Below are 15,842 nucleotides of genomic sequence, written 5' to 3' on the forward strand. Positions count from 1 at the left end.
GACGAGCCAAGGCTCACAGTCCGCGGAATCGAGGCGGGCGCTTCTCCCGCCATGCCAGGTTGCCTTCGCGGAAATCCTCGGTTGCCTTCAACGGCTGCTGTTCGAACCGTTCATGGGCCAAGACGTCCTCGATACCGTCCATCAGATCTGCTCGCAGAGTGCGGCGCGCGGAGGCGACGACAAGCGGTGCGGACTTGGCGATTTCGGCGGCGAAGTCCACCGCTGTGCGGTGCAGGTCCTCCGGCTCGACAAGCCTGTCGCACAGACCCACCCGCAGTGCCTCCTCACCCGCGACACGCTTCGCGGTGTAGATCATCTCGGTGGAGAACTGCGGACCCACCAGACGCGGCAGGGTGGCCGACAGGGCGAACCCCTGGCTGATGCCCAGCCTTGCGAAGTTGGCCAGGAAATAGGCTGACGTGCTCGCGACGCGGAAGTCGGCGACAAGAGCCAGACCCAGTCCGCCACCGATCGCGGCGCCGCCAACCTCGGCCACCAGCGGCAGTGGCGCGCGCACCAACCGCGGAACGGCATCGTAGACGTGCGGTCCCGCCGTGCCGCTGCCGCGTTGACCGATGAAATCCGCTCCGACACAGAAGTACCGGCTCGTGGTGCGCAGTACCACAGCACGGGCACCGGTCGACGGCAGACCCTCCAGCGTGGTCGCCAGCCTGTCGAGCAGCTCGTAATTGAAATAGTTGTGGGTGCCGCGGCTGAACGTGACCACTGCCACGGCGCTGCCTTCGTCGAGATCGACATCGATCTCGATCTGCGGGCCGTCGTTTCCCGTTGTGCTCGTGGACATCAACGCGCCTTTCGTTCCCTGAGCTCGATCATTTCGGTGAGCGTCTTCGTCCCCTCGTCCAGCCACCGGCGGACGCCTCCCGTCCAGCCGGGGAAGCCGCCCGAGCGCACTGATGCGACGTCCAGGTCAGCGGCATCGTCAAGCGCTGCGCCGGCCGCCACAGCCCGTTCGGCCACCTCGTTCAACAGCGAACAAACTAAGTCGAAGTCGACTGGAGGACCGGTGATCGAGGTCCTGGCTTCGGAGGTCAACCCTGCCCAGCAGGCCGTCTGTCGCACGTGTTCCGGTGATCCCGAGATGTCCAGGTGCCGCCTGTAGACCGATGCAATGGCCTCCTGCACGCGGCGGCCGTAGGGGCCGGCGCCGGGGGTGAGAGGAATGGTGAGGACACCGGACTTCGCCAAGGCGACGAGCAGCGGATCTTCCTCCCCGGTGCGTCCGCATTCGATTACCCGCTGTCCATCGCCGACGGCATCGGGGTAGAACCACACCTGTGTGGGCGCAGTGCACCCATCCCATGACATGCGCGCGTCAGCGTCCAGACCATGACCGCCTCCGGATTCCAAACCCGCGACGTCAATCACGGCGGCCCACGACGGCTTCCGCAGCATGTCGTTGACAGCCGGGGACAGGGGCGTCACGACTGGGCGAACGACATCGCTCGAACCCAGTGCGGTGACCCGACGCCGCAGTGCGCCGGTGTCGAAGAAATGCGTCCTGATGCAGTTCTTGGTGGCCGGATCGACCACCAGTTCACCGAAGACCGCCGACTCGAGTCGCATTGCGTCGTCGAACTTCAACTTTACGGATTCGACGGCCACCTCGATGAGCAGCTCGGCTGCGCGGTTAGCCCCTGTCGACACAGCCACCGCACTGCTGGCCAATTCGGCAGGCGCAACATCGGGTGTGCGTGGCAACGGCGTGGGTTTCGATGCGATCCACTCCCGAGCGAGCTGCTCGCCGCGCCCAAGCGAGACGGCGGGCTCATCGATCAGCCCGGCGGCCATCGCTTCGGTCAGATTCAGCTGCCGCCCGGAGAGCAGCAGTTCCTTGAGCGCCCGGGTCAGCCCCAGACGGCGAACTGTCCGGACGGTTCCTCCGGCACCTGGGAACAGCCCCAGGCCGATTTCTGGGAGTCCCACCACCGTGCGCCCGTTGTCCACGCCGATCCGGTGATGACAGCACAACGCCAGCTCGAGGCCGCCGCCGAGAGCCGGGCCGTCGATCAAGGCCACAACCGGTTTCGGGTACAACTCCAGACGCCGGTAGAGGGCCTTGCGAAGGTCGAGATCTGCGGTGAACTCGTGAATGTCCGCAGGCTGAACGGCCAGCAGTCGATTGAGATCACCACCGGCGAGAAAGGAGCGTTTGGCCGACCGCAGGATGACACCGTCGATCCGATCCTGCTCACGTCCCAGCCGGTCGATCGCCTCGGCGAGCGCCTCCACCAGCGCCGTGTTCAACGTGTTCACCCGTTGCGTCGGATCGTCCAACACGAGTGTGACGACGCCGCGGGATTCTTCCCAGCGCACCGGGTTCGTGGACAAGTCGGCCACCACAGCGCTACCGCGGACGCGGCGGCATCCGCACCGCCCCGTCGAGCCGGATGGTTTCACCATTGAGCATCGAGTTGTCGATGATGTGCTCGGCGAGCATTGCGTACTCCGATGCCTTACCCAGCCGATTCGGGTGCGGCACCGGCTCATACAGCTTCCGGCGCACGTCGTCACCGAACCGGTCGAGGATCGGGGTGTCGAACGGTCCGGGCGCGATGGTGTTGACCCGGATCTGGCGCTGGGCCAGGTCACGAGCCGCCACCAGGGTCATCCCGACGACTCCCGCCTTCGATGTGGCGTACGGCAACTGCCCGACCTGTCCCTCGAACGCTGCCACCGACGCGGTGAAGATGATGACTCCGCGATCGTCACCGGAGTGATCGTTCTTGGCCATGGAGCTGGCCGCGTAGCGCAACAGGTTGTAGGTGCCGACGATGTTGAGACGCACGATGTCCTCGAACAACTGTCCATCGCCAGGTCCGCCGTCACGATTCAGCACCCGCACCGTTCCCCCGCGCCCCGCGCAGTGCACGGCGGCACGCACCGGGCCGCGAGCTTCGGCGGCCGCAAAGGCCGCACCGACGGACTCCGGTTCGGTGACGTCGGCTGGCTCAAAGGACGCCAAATCGCCGAGGTCAGCGGCCCTCTCGGCACCCTGGGATGTGGGCAGATCCAGCAGGATCACATGGCATCCGCGCGCGACCAGCCGCTGCGCGGTGGCCAAGCCGAGCCCCGATGCGCCGCCGGTGATGACGGCAGAAGCCCCTTCGAGCTGCATATCAGTGTTCCTTTCAGCCGGTAACGACGAATCAAAGTCGCTCTACGATCGTGGCGTTCGCCATTCCACCCGCCTCGCACATCGTCTGGAGGCCGTAGCGAGAACCGGTGGACTCCAAACTCGTCAGCATGGATGACAGCAGCCGGACTCCCGAGGCGCCCAGCGGGTGCCCCAGCGCGATGGCACCGCCCAGCGGATTGAGTTGCGCACTGTCACAGGAGAATTGACTCTGCCATGCCAGCGGAACCGCCGCGAACGCCTCGTTGACCTCAGCAAAGGCGATGTCGTCGATGGACAGCTTCGCCTGGTCCAGCACTTTGTGGGTGGCGGGGATGACGGCGGTCAACATCAAAACCGGGTCGTCGCCGGCAATGCTGGTCGCCACCACCCGCGCTCGCGGCTGCAGGCCCAGGCGCGAGGCAGTCTGCTCGCTCATCACCAGCGCCGCACCCGCACCGTCGGTGATCTGTGACGAGTTACCCGCTGTCACCTTCCATTCGAGATCCGGAAACTTCTCCCGCATGTCATCGGTGCCGAACACCGGGGCCAGTCCGGCGAGGGTCTCGACGGTGGTGGCCGGCCGAATCGTCTCGTCGACCTCCACCACCTGCCCGTCCGGAAGAGTGATCGGTACGATGTCGCGGGCCAGTAATCCGTCCTGCTGCGCTTTGTGGGCGCGGGCGTGCGACTGCGCGCTCAGATCGTCCAGCTGTAAACGCGAGGAACCATACGTCTGCGCGATCAGTTCCGCGGCGACACCCTGATTGACCAACTCCGGGAAGCGGGCGTGCACACCGGGGCCTGAGGCGTCCGCTCCCAATCGATTACTGCCCAACGGAGCGTGGCTCATCGACTCGAGTCCGCCGGCGATTGCGATGTCGTAGGCTCCGGCCATCACGCCATGCGCGGCAAACGCGAGCGCTTGCTGACCCGACCCGCAGCGCCGGTCGATGGTCGTCGCAGGAACCGATACCGGGAATCCCGCGGACAACCACGCCTGCCGTCCCGGGGTGGCGGACTGTCCGGAGATCTGGTTGACGCAGCCGATGAGCACGTCGTCTACGCGCTCCGGATCGATGCCGGTGCGCTCCACCAGAGCCTGCAGCACCTGCGCCAGCAGCTCGACCGGATGCAGGGAGGCAAGGGCACCGTTCTGCTTGCCGCGCCCCATCGGGGAGCGGACGACATCGACGATCACGGCGTCGGGCATTGAATCTCCTTGGTTTGGCGGTTCATGGTCACCGGCGTAGCAGGGCCGGATCAGTCGGCTTCCGAGGGCCTTTCGGGTGCGGCGCGCAGTGCAAATGCCCCACGCCCTGCCACCTGCCACGGCAGTCCGGTCACGTGGTAGTCCCCCAGGTCTGAGCTGTTGACATTCTGGAACAGACCGGTGCTGCGGACGAACGAGTCCACGGCGAGGTCATGTGCGGTGAGCACTGTGGACACGGCGAAGCCTGCGTCGAGCAGTCGTTCGGCCAGCACGTCGTCAACGGTGAAGTCGTCGGATCCGAATTCGATAAGTTGGCCTTTGGTCTGGATCGCCGGAAGGCTGCGCCCGATGGCGTCCTGGAATCGGTTCACCTCTTCGCCGCTGCGCAATGACACCGCGAGCATCTGCCCGGCGTCGCTCATCCGCAGGAAGAAGTCGCCGCCGACTTCCGGTGCCCGATACGCCTCCGCGGGTTCGGTCCCGATCAACTCGGCGATCTGGGCGGCGGTCAGCTCCGCCATCGAGACATCGATGCCCACACCGGCGTCTCGTTCGGGAGACAGCGACCATGCCAGCACCATCGCGGAAACGGCAACACTGGTCAGGGGGTCCGCCCATGGCGTGCCGATATCGCCCATCTCGCCACGGGGATCCAAAGTGGCGTCGACCAGTCCGGAGAAAGCGTGGATGTTGTGGCCGTAGGCGCGGTACCCGGACCATTCCCCGGTGCCACCGAATCCACTCGAGGACACCAACAGTCTGGCTGATTTCCCCGTCAACACGCTCTCGGGGTCCACCCCGACCGCCTGGGCCCGCCGCGGAGTGAGGTTGTGCAGCACGACATCGTAGGAGTCGAGGTCGATCTGCTCACCCGGCACCCCCACCGCGACATCCAGCCGTGTCTTGCAGAAGTTCAGCTGATTGAAGTACGCGCTCCGGTTGACCCCAGGTTCACCTTCCGCGAACGGTCCACGGCGCCGGTAGATGTCGAGCCGGTTGGGATCTTCGAGCTTGGTCACCTGCGCCCCCATGGCGCCGAGCCATGCCGCTCCCAGCGGGATGGCGAGCACGTGTCCGGCGTCGAGGACACGCAGATCCGACAGCCCGATGACACCGTCGGCACGGCCGCCGCCATCGCCGGCCGGCACGGTGGTGACCTGAGCGGGCAGGAATACCGCGTCCGGGCCGGTCAGATTGACGGGACGGCCCACCTTGCGAGCGCGTTCGACAAACGTCTCGACGGAGTTCACTGCCGTACACGGCACACCGGCGGCTTGCAGGGTCTGTTCACACTGCTCGGCGGTCCTCGTTGATGCCCACTGGGTCATCTGTGCGTTGACGAAATCGGCGTTCTCGCGGGCATCCTCGAGAGAAGGCACGGAGTCCACCGCGGGTACCAGCGCCTTCTGGAAGGCCTGCCATTGATGTTGTTCGAGCACAAGCACGTACACCGCACCGTCGAGGCAGGTGAAGAAGCCTGACGGCGCCCCGTAACGCGCACTGCCACCCTGGTCGGGACAGTGCGACAACGCATGCCCCATCTCCAGGGTCAGGCCGGTGGCGATGACCGCCGACTGGGCCGACACGTCGAGGTGCACCGGCGATTCCTGCTCGCGACGAAGATGCAGGCCGTGCAGTGCCGCAACCGCCATCACGTATCCGGTCAACCGCAGACCCAACGTGCCGGGCGGCACGATGGGCGGATACTGCGCCCCGATGCGCGAATGCCCCAGAATGCCGGCGGCAGCCAGGATGCTGGTATCCGAGGCAAACGCATCGGCACGACTGGTCGATAGACCATACGCGCTCGCCGTCACCCAGACGGACCTGTTCTGCGCCTCCACATCCGCGAGATATTCCGCAGCACTGTGTCTTTCAGGACTGGACAGAGAGATCGGGTGCTCGATCCGGTCGGCCAGCACGATATCCGCGGCACTGGCACCGGACTCCTCCGCGTCGGCCTCTGCGGCGCCGAGCTGTACCAGGATTCGCGCCGCAACATCGAGGGCGACCGAACTGCCGGCCCTGCTGAACGTAATCCCCGCGAGCCAACCCGGCTTCAGCGCGCGGGCAGGTCGGGAAGCTGTGAGCGAAACAGAAGCACCGGAGCTCATGTGATGAGACCTTCCCTATCGTCGGGCCAGTCGCGCACGCGCACCGGCATGGAATGCCGCAACGCCCATTGCGCATCGGAGCGGGCGAAAGTCGATTTCACCAGCACCACAGTGAGGAATTTTTTCACCATACCGTACGGCTGTTCGTTATTTCAAATGTTTTGGTGACAAAACAGCCCCCTCGCCTCTTGTGGTGAGCGATCTTCGCCAGGCATGTGAAACAGCCCCGATCGCAAGGTGCGATCGGGGCTGGCTCAGAAAATACTTCGCGTCGATGACCTGCGCCGCAGCAACCGATGGTCAGCTTGCGGAGTGCGTCTCCCAGGTTGCACGAAGAACTTGCATCCCCGCATCCAGCGCATCGCCGGCCGAGAGCTCAAGCGTCCGGTAGAACAACTTCTTGGTCTCCCGCAGCGCGGCGCGGTCCATCGCCGCCCACTGCTGGGCTACCGCTACCGCGGCTTCCAACACTGCCCTGTCGGTCGCGACGGAGTTCACCAATCCGCGGGACACTGCCTCTTCGGCACCCAAACATCTTCCAGTGGTGAGCATTTCGAATGACTGCTTGCGGGTGGTCTGATGCACCAGCCCCGCGGCCACCACACTCGGCACCACCCCGCCGCGGATCTCGGGGTACTCCAGCACCAGGTCCGGCGCGGCGACAACCACGTCCGCCGCGACGGCCAGGGCGGCCCCGGCCCCGACTGCCGCGCCCTGCACGGCAGCCACAACCGGGACCCCGAGCCGTGGAATCATCTGCTGCACATAGACCAGCAGCTGCGAACGGTTCACCACGTCGGCCTTGGGATCGGCCGATCCGGCGAACTCCTTGATGTCGCCGCCCGAACAGAAGGCCGGACCCGCCCCGGCAAGGACCACGGCCGCCACCGCCGGATCACCGTCTGCCTGCTCGAGAGCATCCCTCAGTTTGCTGAGAAGTACTGTGTTCAAAGCATTCCGGGCGCGTGGCCGGTTCAACGTAAGGATCCTGATGACGGATCCCTCGGCTGGAAGGTCCTGACTGAGCAGTTCGGAATCGACCATGCTCACGCGGGGGGCTTGTTACGCCCGATGGTGGCGAACACTTCCGGCCGGTTGCCGCGCAGCCAGGTCGCAAACAGCCATCCCACCACGAACACCGCGACGATCAGCACCTGCAGCAGGGCGGCGATCACCGCCGAGCCCCCGGTCACCATGTCGAAGTGCTTCAGGGACAGGTAAATCACGATGCCGAGGCCGATCGCACTGATGGTGGGTGCGATCCTGGCGCTCCATTGCGCCCGGGGACTGTTGATCTCCGAACTCCTGCGCTGGAAGAACGCAACCACCGCGAGGCTGGTCAGGAACATCAGGATCATGATGACCACGCCGCCGGTGCCCGACAGCAGGCCGTAGAGGATGGCCGGATCGGCCCCGGTCACGGCGAACACCACGAACATCGTGATGACCGCTGCGGCGACGATCACCGAACTGACGTACGGCGAACCGAACCGCGGGTGCACCCGACCCAGCCCCGCCGGCAGAATCCGGTCCGCCCCGAGATGGAAGCAGTAGCGCGACATGATGTTCTGCACCGCCAGCATGCAGGCGAAACAGGAACCCACCGTCAGCAACAACACGGCATCACGACCCCACACCCCGACGTAGGTCTCCATCGCGTTCGGGAACACTGCCGCGAAGTCCTCGTCGATCGCCCCCAGGATGTTCTGCGTTCCATATGCGGTGATCATCGCCCAGGCGCTGAGAATGTAGAAGCCACCGATCAGCAGCACCGACAGGTACGCCGCGCGCGGTACCGTGCGCTCGGGATCCTTGGTTTCCTCACAGAACACCGCAGTGGCCTCGAATCCCAGGAAGCACACCGACGCGAAGACCACCCCCAAAGCGAGCCCACTCATGTTCAGCGAGCCGGGGTCGAACGGAGCCAGCGACCGTCCCTCCGGCCCACCGGTTTTGGTGACGGCCAGGTTGAAGACCATCACCAGCAGGACCTCGAGGGCCAGCACCGCCGAGAGCAGCTTGACCGAGAGCCCGATCCGTAGGTATCCCAGCGTTCCCGTCACGACAAAGCACGCGATCGAGTAGATCCACCAGGGCAGTTCGGGACCACCGAGCGTCTCGACGACGAAGCTGTTGGTGATCACCCCGAAGAAGGAACCCGAGCCGAGCGCGAACAGGCTGTACCCGAAGACCGCGAGGAAACTGGCGCCGAGGCCTACCCGCTTGCCCAGCCCCGCAGTGATGTAGGCGTAGAAGGCGCCGGGGTTCGGTAGATAGTTCGTCATCTTCACGTACCCGACACAGAACAGCAGGAGCACGACTGTGGTGATGAGGAAGATCAACGGCGCGCCCACACCGCCGAAGGTGATGACCACAGCCATGAAGCTGGCGACCACCAGCATCGGCGCCGCGAATGCCAGCACCGAGAAGATCAGCTCGACGACGCCTATGTGTCCCGATAGGGACCGGGAACCGTTCTCTCCTTTAGCAGGACGAATGCCCGCCGAAGGGGTGGGACTCTCCTCGCTCATATGGTCTCCCTGGAAGGTGTTGGGATTGGGGGGTCAGTCGACCGTCATCCACACGTGCTTGGTGCGCGTGTAGTGACGGATGGCGTCGATCGATGAATCGGTTCCGTATCCGGACTGCTTGAAACCGCCGTTGGGTAGTTCGGAAACACTGGACAGGTGGTCGTTGATCCAGACCTGGCCGAAGTCGAGTCGGCGCATCACCTGCAACGCCTTCTTGATATCCCTGGTCCACACCGATGCCGAGAGACCGTAGGGCACATCGTTGGCGAAGGTGATTGCCTGCTCCACCGAGCTGATCTTCTGGACGGTGACCACCGGACCGAATATCTCGTGCTGGATCAGCTCGTCTTGCTGGTCGAGATCCGTGACAATCGTCGGCTCGAGGAAGAAGCCGGGTCGGTCGATGACACCACCGCCGAGGAGGGTCTTCCCACCCGTGCGTCCCAGCATGTCCAACACCCGCTGCCGGTGTTCGGCAGAGATCATCGGCCCCATGTCGACGCCCGGTTCCACCGCTGCGTCCCCGACCTTGATCGACTTCACTTCCGCGATGAAGATTTCCAGGAACTGGTCGTATACGTCCTCATGCACCAGAACCCGGCAGGCCGCAGTGCAGGCCTGCCCCGTGTTGACGAACGAGGCGAACCGCAGACGCGATGCGACGGCCTGCAGATCGGCGTCCTCGAGGACGACGATGGGCGCCTTGCCCCCGAGCTCCATCGACAGGCGCTTGAGGTTGCCGGATGACTTGGCCGCGATCTGGCGCCCGGTCTCGCTGCCGCCGGTGAAGGAGATCATGCTGATCTTCGGGTGCTCGGCGATCGCGGCCCCGATGGATCCGCCACCGGTGATGATGTTGATCACGCCCGGCGGGAAGATCTCGGCAGCCAGCTCGGCGATCCGCAGGCTGGTCAGCGGCGCGACCTCGCTGGGTTTGAACACCACGGTGTTGCCGGCGCCGACGGCAGCGGCGATCTTGAACGCGGCGATCACGGCCGGGTAGTTCCACGGGATGATGATGCCCACCACACCGAGCGGCTCGAGCCGCACCATCGAGGTGGCACCGGTTCGGTAGTCGCCTGCAGCCACCGAGTCGAGACACCGGGCGGCACCGGCGAAGAACCGGATGATGTCGACGGACTCCTCGGCACCGCCACGGGCCTGGCCGCGTGGCTTGCCGATATCGAACGTCTCCAGGGCGGTGAACTCGTCGAGGTTCGCCTCGATAGCGTCGGCGAGTTTGAGCAGAGCCACAGACCGTTGCTGCGGGGTGGTCTGCGACCAGTCCTCGAAGCCGTCGACTGCGGCGTCCACCGCTGCCTCGAGGTCGGTGAGGTCGCTCTGGCGCACCGACGCCAGGACCTCTCCGGTCGAGGGGTTGTACACGGAGACCTCGTCCGGCCCGGACGGTTCTCGCAGTTCACCACCGATCAGAACGCGGGTGGGAAGCTGCTCGGGAACCGTGATCTTCTCAAAGTCCGTCATGTGTCTTGTAATCCAATCCTTTTGTTTCGCAGCATGATTGCGTGTCGCATACGGCCCCAGTCCGGGAGTTCGGGTGGCGGCTCAGTCCGCAATGCTGATGGCCTGGACGGGGCAGCTGCCCATCGCCTCTTCGGTTTGGTCTCGCTCGGAATCGTCGGGATTCTGGTCGTATACCAGCTCCCCGTCGTCGTTGATCTCGAACACCGACGGCGCCGCCATGGCACACAAACCGTGCTCGTCGCAGATCGAACGGTCGACTGTGACCCGCATGCTCAGCACTCCCGCCTATACGTTCTCGCCGGAATCCGGCTGATAGGTGTAGTTCTCGTCCTTGGTGAAGGCCACCGGCAGCTTCCGGAACCCGGTGTTGCCCGAATCCGGCATCATCACCGCACCGGGCAGCTCGCGAATGTCACGCAACCGCCCGGAAAGCGCCGCAAAAGCCTGCGCCATGTCGCTACGTGCAATGAAGTGGCCGAGGCAGTGGTGCACGCCAGCCCCGAAGCCGAAGTGCGGCGGACGGTCCTGGGTGATGTCGAACCGCTTCGGGTCATCCCCGATGGTGCGCGCGTCGGTTCCCGCGGATTCGTTGAACACATGGATGGTGACGCCCTCTTCGATCGTCACGCCCCCGAACTCGAAGGTCTCCAGCGCCTCTCGGGTGACCCAGCGTGTGGTCGGATTGACGCGCATGGCCTCCTCGACCGCCTTGGGTGCCAGTTCCGGACGTTGCGCAAGCAGTTCCCACTGATCCGCGTTGTCGAGGAATGTCTTCATCGCCAACGACAGCTGATTCTTCGTGGTGTCGAACGCACCGACGATCAGCAGCACAAGCAGATCCCGAAGCTCCGTCTCGGACAACGCTCCGTCGGTGGACGCCGCGCCCACCAGCCCGGCCACCAGATCGTCAGTGGGATTCTTGCGACGCAGTTCGATCAACCTGTCGGCGTACTCGTACAGCGCAGCCAGGGCCGCCTCGATCCGATCGACGTTGTCTTTAATGGCCAATCCGAAGGACAGACCCACGACGTCGATATGTCGTGCCAGCTGAGGGCCTTCCTCATCGGGAAGCCCGAGCAACCGGGTCAGTGCGCCCGTCGTGTACGGGTCGGCGAAGTCCTCCACGAACTCGAACTCGCCGCGATCGACGAATCGGTCCACCAGATCCTCGGCCAGCGCACGGAATTTCGGTCCGAGCGGGGCAACCGCCTTCTGAGTGAAGAGGGGGTTGGCTGCCTTGCGGAGACGCTGATGAGCTTCGCCCTCCTTGTGCAGGATCCAGCTGTCCCACCAGTCGTAGAGCGGCCCTTCGGTGATCCCGTTGAGCCGGGTCCAGGCGACATCACCCTGCCGCACCTTCGGGTGGCGCAGGATCTTGCGGACCTCCGCGTAGCGCAGGACGGCGATGCCATAGTTCGTCCGGGCGTACCAGGACTTCTCGCGTGCATCGTGCACCTGGTCCGAGGTGATGCTGAAGTTGGCGTCGGTGATGTCGAGGTAGGGCACCTCGAGGGTTTCGGTGGTCATGTGCGGGATTTCCTGTCTCAGAGGTTCAGACGGTGAGGCTGTGGACGGGCTGTGCGGCTCCCGAACCGGAGTGGAACTCCGCAGACATCGGTTCCAGGACCTCACCCAGCGCCGACACCATGTGGTCGATATCGGCCTCGCTGGTCACCAGGGTCGGCGCGAACTGGATGATCGGTGACCCGCGGTGCATCGCCCGGCAGATCACGCCCCGTTCCAGTAGCGCCGGGGTGATCTCACGGGACCAGCGCTGGAGTACCTCCGTCGGCAGCGGAGCTTTTGTGCCCTGATCGGCGACGAGCTCGACCGCGCGGAAGTAACCGCCGCCTCGGACGTCACCGACGATCGGCAGGCGCAGCAGCTCCGACAGCCCGCGCTGCATGTACTCGCCGAGTTCCACCGCCCGCTGGCTGAGGTTCTCCTCTTCCAGCACCGCGATGTTGGCCAGGCCGGCGGCTGCTGCGGCGGGATGACCACCGAACGTCAAACCGTGTTCGAAGACCACACCCGGGGCGAGGAAAGGCTCGACAACGTGATCCCCGACGATGACGGCGCCCATGGGAACATATCCGGAGGTGAGAGCCTTTGCCGTGGTGATGATATCGGGCTGGTAGCCCAGCACCGACGAACCGAAGAAGCCACCGGTGCGGCCCCATGAGCAGATGGTCTCATCCGAGATCAACATCACGTCGTTGGCGTCGCAGATCTCCCGCAGGCGTCGGTAGTACACCGGTTCGACGGGACGGCAACCCGCGGCGTTCTGCAGGGGTTCGACGATCACGGCGGCGACCGTCTCAGGCCCCTCCACCGCGATCACGTCGGCAACCCCTTGCGCGCAGTCCAGGGCATGCTGCTCGGGCGTCGTGTCGGCGTGGTAGCTGTCCACCATCGGAGCGTGTCGCACCGTCGGCATCAGCGGCTGGAACGGCTCCTGCATCCCAGGCAGGCCGCAGATCGCCAACGCTCCCAACGTCATTCCGTGATAGGCGCCGGTCCGTGAGATGATCTTCTTCTTGTCCGGGTTACCACGGAGCTTCTGGTATTGCCTGACCAGCTTGTATGCCGACTCCACCGATTCCGATCCACCCGAGGTGAAGAACACCCGGTTCAGGTTTCCCGGAGCCAACTCGGCGATCTTCTCCGCGAGCTGGGCGGCTGCCGGGGTCACGAAGTTCCACAGTGGGAAGTACTCAAGGGAATTGAGCTGGCGGTGCACTGCATCGGCGATCGCCCGACGCCCGTGTCCGACGTTCACCGTGTACAAGCCCGCCAAGCCGTCTACGTATCGCCGCCCTGCGCTGTCCCACACATAGGCACCCTCACCGCGAACCATCATCGGGAACGGTCGGTCCGGATAGGCGGACATCTCGCTGAAATGCAACAGAAGATGTCTGCCCGCCGCCTCGTTGAGCTGGGCTTCGTTCATCAGATTCTCTGTCATCTAGACCTTCTCACGTTTTGGTGGGCGCCCCGACCGACCCCGACACACAGCCGGAGCACTCGTTCTCCGACTGTCAGGGGACGTAGTTCAAGTAGGTATCGAAGTCCCAGTTGGTGATGGCACCGCAGAAACGCATCCACTCGTCGCGCTTGCAGCGCAGGAAGTTCTCGCGCAACTGGGGCGGCAGTGCGCCGGAGATCACCTCGTCCTGTTCGAACGCGTTCAATGCCTCGTCGAGGGTGATGGGAAGCGGCGCGAACTCCTTGGTGCCCTCGGTGGTCTCCCCTGCCTGCGCAGGCCCCGGATCGAGGTTGTTCTTCAACCCGTCGCGGACGGCAGCGACGATGGCCAGGTGTGACAGGTAGGGGTTGACGCTGGCATCGGGCTGGCGAACCTCCACCCGGCCGGGCAACGCCCGGAACGCGCAGACTCGGTTGTCGTATCCCCAGGACGTCACGCTGGGCGACCAGTTGACGTCGAGGTAACGCTTGTAGGAGTTGACCGTGGGCGACATCAGAGCGGACATGCCGCGCGCGTGGCTCAGCAGGCCGCCGACGGCGTGCAGACCCTCGTCACTCATCTGGTACTGATGCCCCGACGGATGCAGCATGATGTTCTCTTCGCCGCGCCAGAAGCTGACGTGATGGTGACAGCCGTTGGCCATGATTCCGTGCACCGGCTTGGGCATGAAGGTCGCCAGAATGCCGAGTTCCTTGGCGACCTGCATGCAGATCTGCCGGTAGGTGACCAACCTGTCGGCGGTCTTGAGGAAATCGTCGTACAGGAAGTTGATCTCCAGCTGACCCGGATCTTCGTAATCCGCCTGGATCATGGTGAACCCGAGCGCTGTGGCGTACTCACTGACCTTGGCCAGCACTTCGCGGACATCATCGAGATGGCGGTAGGAGTACGACGTTCCGATGTAGTCCGGGTAGTGACTGCGGGAGGTGTCGATCGCGTTCCGGCCGGTGAACCAGCTCATCTCCGGTTCGCAGCCACTGCGCGCGGTGATCCCGAAATCATTCCGGAGATCCTCGAGGGCAGCCTTCAAGACCGCGCGGGCGTCGTCCTCGGCGTAGGCGCCCGGGGCTTCAGCATCGTCGAGACGCCGGTAGTGAGTGCAGAACACCGTTGCGAACCGGGTGTCCCAGGGCAGGACGGCGTAGGTGTCCAGGTCGGGCATCATCAAGCCCTCCTGCGCGGTGACCGGATCCCGTCCGACGGCCTCCCCGCTCTTGGTGATGTGCTGTCCGGCGGCAATCAGGTAGGCCAGGTTCATCCCCTTGGTGGCAGCCTGAACCCAGTACTCAGTTGGGACGACCTTGCACAGCACGCGGCCCTGCACCGTCACGTACTGCAGCAGTACGTGTTTCACGCCAGCGGCGGTCATCTCGCGTTCCATCTCGATGATCCGCGCCTTGCGCTCCGCGTCTGCGTACAGCTCTTCCAGATTGGGGATCGACACTCGTCCTCCTGTGTGATTGGGCTTTGGGGCTGCTCGTCTTGTGGATGGTCCCACTCCAGGAACACGAGCGTGATTCACGTCTCAACGATAAGTTACAAGTTTAGATCTTAGTCGTCAATGGAGAGCTCGCAATTCGAAGCTCCAAGTCGCAGCTGGGACGCGTTGGACCTCTCGTCAACCACGCGCAGAAAGGCGCCACAAATGGTGTCCGACAACAACAATTGCTGCCGGTGGTACACCTCCGCCTCGGCAAGCACGAGTTCGGCTGCGTCCGAAGTTATCTCGTCGACACTGTTGAGAGAGTCGATCCAGGAACGAATCTCGACCGGGCCGGCCTCCGGGTGGAACTGGGTTCCCCAGGCGGGCTTCCCGTCGATCCTGAAGCCGTGCAGCGCGGTCGCACTACGGGCCATCTGAGTGGCGTTCGGCGGACATTCGATCTCGTAGTGCTGCCAGACCACCGTTCGGAACACCGTGGGGAGCCCACCGAAGACGGGGTCCCCGTCCGCGCCGCCACACCGGACCACGTCACCCCAGCCGTGGCGAGGAACCGTGGCCGGTCGCACCACGCCGCCGGCGACATCGGCGAGCAGCTGAGCTCCGAAACACACCCCGAGGTAGGGCGTTCCGTTGTCGACGGCCTCGCGGATCGCCGCCTTCTCTGTCACCAGCCAGGGATGCTTGTCCTCTTCGTCGACCTGCGGCGACCCACCCATGACCACCATCGCGGCATACTCGCCGATCGGGCGTGCCGGACGTTGATCGAGCGAGTAGTCCACCTCTTCGATGGCATAGCCCCGGTTCTCCACGATCGGCCTGAACAGACCCGGGTCCGAGATCAGCGGATGGTTTACCACCAGGATCGTGGGCTCACCCATGGACGGCATCAAGACCTCACCTCTCTGCTGTGCTTCTGCGGTCACGCCGGACACT

The 15,842-nt window shown here is 64.5% G+C and carries 14 protein-coding genes; all 14 read right to left on the reverse strand.

Annotated features, from left to right (window positions below; genetic code table 11):
* Positions 1-13: 13 nt before the first annotated feature.
* On the reverse strand, positions 14-805 hold the full coding sequence (locus tag G6N34_RS21065; protein WP_085151708.1) for an enoyl-CoA hydratase/isomerase family protein: 792 nt from the start codon (positions 803-805) through the stop codon (positions 14-16).
* Positions 805-2,352 carry an enoyl-CoA hydratase/isomerase family protein gene (locus G6N34_RS21070; protein WP_163645455.1) on the reverse strand — a complete coding sequence of 516 codons (1,548 nt, stop codon included), beginning with the start codon at positions 2,350-2,352 and terminating at the stop codon, positions 805-807. The genes G6N34_RS21065 and G6N34_RS21070 overlap by 1 nt, the downstream gene beginning before the upstream one ends.
* Positions 2,353-2,368: 16 nt before the next feature.
* Positions 2,369-3,139 (reverse strand): SDR family NAD(P)-dependent oxidoreductase, encoded by a 771-nt coding sequence (locus tag G6N34_RS21075; protein WP_085151710.1) that lies wholly within the window; start codon positions 3,137-3,139, stop codon positions 2,369-2,371.
* A gap of 31 nt (positions 3,140-3,170) precedes the next feature.
* Entirely contained in the window at positions 3,171-4,349 is a 1,179-nt protein-coding gene (locus G6N34_RS21080; RefSeq protein ID WP_085151711.1) for a thiolase family protein, read from the reverse strand.
* Between the two features lie 50 nt (positions 4,350-4,399).
* Positions 4,400-6,463: a CoA transferase gene (locus G6N34_RS21085; protein WP_085151712.1), complete on the reverse strand. Its 2,064-nt coding sequence runs from the start codon at positions 6,461-6,463 to the stop codon at positions 4,400-4,402.
* Positions 6,460-6,594 (reverse strand): hypothetical protein, encoded by a 135-nt coding sequence (locus G6N34_RS28335; RefSeq protein WP_264016732.1) that lies wholly within the window; start codon positions 6,592-6,594, stop codon positions 6,460-6,462. Before G6N34_RS28335 ends, G6N34_RS21085 begins: the two co-directional genes overlap by 4 nt.
* A 169-nt stretch (positions 6,595-6,763) precedes the next feature.
* Positions 6,764-7,507 (reverse strand): enoyl-CoA hydratase/isomerase family protein, encoded by a 744-nt coding sequence (locus G6N34_RS21090; protein ID WP_085151713.1) that lies wholly within the window; start codon positions 7,505-7,507, stop codon positions 6,764-6,766.
* A gap of 2 nt (positions 7,508-7,509) precedes the next feature.
* Positions 7,510-8,994: an APC family permease gene (locus G6N34_RS21095; protein ID WP_085151714.1), complete on the reverse strand. Its 1,485-nt coding sequence runs from the start codon at positions 8,992-8,994 to the stop codon at positions 7,510-7,512.
* A 33-nt stretch (positions 8,995-9,027) separates the two neighbouring features.
* Positions 9,028-10,479, reverse strand: a complete 1,452-nt coding sequence (locus tag G6N34_RS21100) for an aldehyde dehydrogenase family protein (RefSeq protein WP_085151715.1) — start codon at positions 10,477-10,479, stop codon at positions 9,028-9,030.
* Between the two features lie 81 nt (positions 10,480-10,560).
* Positions 10,561-10,749, reverse strand: coding sequence for a ferredoxin (locus G6N34_RS21105; protein ID WP_085151716.1), 189 nt, complete (start codon positions 10,747-10,749; stop codon positions 10,561-10,563).
* A 15-nt stretch (positions 10,750-10,764) separates the two neighbouring features.
* Positions 10,765-12,006 (reverse strand): cytochrome P450, encoded by a 1,242-nt coding sequence (locus G6N34_RS21110; protein ID WP_085151717.1) that lies wholly within the window; start codon positions 12,004-12,006, stop codon positions 10,765-10,767.
* A gap of 25 nt (positions 12,007-12,031) precedes the next feature.
* Positions 12,032-13,444: an aspartate aminotransferase family protein gene (locus tag G6N34_RS21115; RefSeq protein ID WP_085151718.1), complete on the reverse strand. Its 1,413-nt coding sequence runs from the start codon at positions 13,442-13,444 to the stop codon at positions 12,032-12,034.
* A 73-nt stretch (positions 13,445-13,517) separates the two neighbouring features.
* Positions 13,518-14,909 carry a glutamine synthetase family protein gene (locus G6N34_RS21120; protein ID WP_085151719.1) on the reverse strand — a complete coding sequence of 464 codons (1,392 nt, stop codon included), beginning with the start codon at positions 14,907-14,909 and terminating at the stop codon, positions 13,518-13,520.
* 107 nt (positions 14,910-15,016) lie between these two features.
* Complete coding sequence (locus tag G6N34_RS21125) at positions 15,017-15,796, reverse strand: type 1 glutamine amidotransferase (RefSeq protein WP_163645457.1); 780 nt, start codon at positions 15,794-15,796, stop codon at positions 15,017-15,019.
* Positions 15,797-15,842: the final 46 nt, after the last annotated feature.

The organism is Mycolicibacterium confluentis (assembly GCF_010729895.1).
Classification (GTDB): Bacteria; Actinomycetota; Actinomycetes; order Mycobacteriales; family Mycobacteriaceae; genus Mycobacterium; species Mycobacterium confluentis.

Coding starts and splice junctions, on each gene's coding strand:
- G6N34_RS21085 (WP_085151712.1), bottom strand. CDS start 6,463: ATGAGCTCCGGTGCTTCTGTTTCGCTCACAGCTTCCCGACCTGCCCGC.
- G6N34_RS21115 (WP_085151718.1), bottom strand. CDS start 13,444: ATGACAGAGAATCTGATGAACGAAGCCCAGCTCAACGAGGCGGCGGGC.
- G6N34_RS21100 (WP_085151715.1), bottom strand. CDS start 10,479: ATGACGGACTTTGAGAAGATCACGGTTCCCGAGCAGCTTCCCACCCGC.
- G6N34_RS21090 (WP_085151713.1), bottom strand. CDS start 7,507: ATGGTCGATTCCGAACTGCTCAGTCAGGACCTTCCAGCCGAGGGATCC.
- G6N34_RS21125 (WP_163645457.1), bottom strand. CDS start 15,796: ATGCCGTCCATGGGTGAGCCCACGATCCTGGTGGTAAACCATCCGCTG.
- G6N34_RS21080 (WP_085151711.1), bottom strand. CDS start 4,349: ATGCCCGACGCCGTGATCGTCGATGTCGTCCGCTCCCCGATGGGGCGC.
- G6N34_RS21065 (WP_085151708.1), bottom strand. CDS start 805: ATGTCCACGAGCACAACGGGAAACGACGGCCCGCAGATCGAGATCGAT.
- G6N34_RS21075 (WP_085151710.1), bottom strand. CDS start 3,139: ATGCAGCTCGAAGGGGCTTCTGCCGTCATCACCGGCGGCGCATCGGGG.
- G6N34_RS21095 (WP_085151714.1), bottom strand. CDS start 8,994: ATGAGCGAGGAGAGTCCCACCCCTTCGGCGGGCATTCGTCCTGCTAAA.
- G6N34_RS28335 (WP_264016732.1), bottom strand. CDS start 6,594: ATGGTGAAAAAATTCCTCACTGTGGTGCTGGTGAAATCGACTTTCGCC.
- G6N34_RS21110 (WP_085151717.1), bottom strand. CDS start 12,006: ATGACCACCGAAACCCTCGAGGTGCCCTACCTCGACATCACCGACGCC.
- G6N34_RS21105 (WP_085151716.1), bottom strand. CDS start 10,749: ATGCGGGTCACAGTCGACCGTTCGATCTGCGACGAGCACGGTTTGTGT.